The sequence below is a fragment of the Allobosea sp. FG18 genome, assembly GCF_057809495.1.
In genome coordinates this window covers 1-553 of sequence record NZ_JBMDKB010000089.1, presented here as the reverse complement: position 1 = coordinate 553, position 553 = coordinate 1, and the positions used below count along the sequence as shown (strand labels likewise).

Here is a 553-nt window from a genome sequence, read left to right as displayed (position 1 = left end):
GCCGCGCGCGAGATCAACATGGGCGCCGACGACCTGTCGAAGCGCACCGAGGAGCAGGCCTCCTCGCTCGAGGAGACCGCCGCCACGACCGAGGAACTCGCAGCCTCGGTCAAGGCCTCGGCCCAGGCCTCGAAGGACGCGGCCCGGATCGCCGACGAGGCGATGCAGGCCGCCGAGAGCGGCGGTGCCATCGCCGGCCAGGCGGTCGACGCCATGGCCCGCATCGAGACGGCCTCGCAGAAGATCTCCGACATCATCCGCGTGATCGACGACATCGCCTTCCAGACCAACCTCTTGGCGCTCAACGCGGCGGTCGAGGCGGCCCGCGCCGGCGAGGCCGGCAAGGGCTTCGCGGTGGTGGCCTCCGAGGTGCGGACCCTGGCGCAGCGCTCGGGCGAGGCGGCCAAGGACATCTCCGGGCTGATCTCCTCGTCCAATGCCGAGGTCGGCGAGGGCGTGAAGCTGGTGCGTCAGGCCGGCGACCAGCTCGCCCGCATCCTCGCGGCCTCGCAGAAGGTCGCGGCGACGATCGCCGACATCTCGGCAGCCTCGG

Annotated in this window: 1 protein-coding gene; it reads left to right on the top strand. The window is 72.2% G+C overall.

The window, feature by feature from the left end:
• Window positions 1-18: 18 nt before the first annotated feature.
• Window positions 19-553, top strand: a 535-nt coding sequence (locus tag ACODTJ_RS29195) for a methyl-accepting chemotaxis protein (RefSeq protein ID WP_488851733.1), incomplete at its 3' end; no start/stop codon positions are given.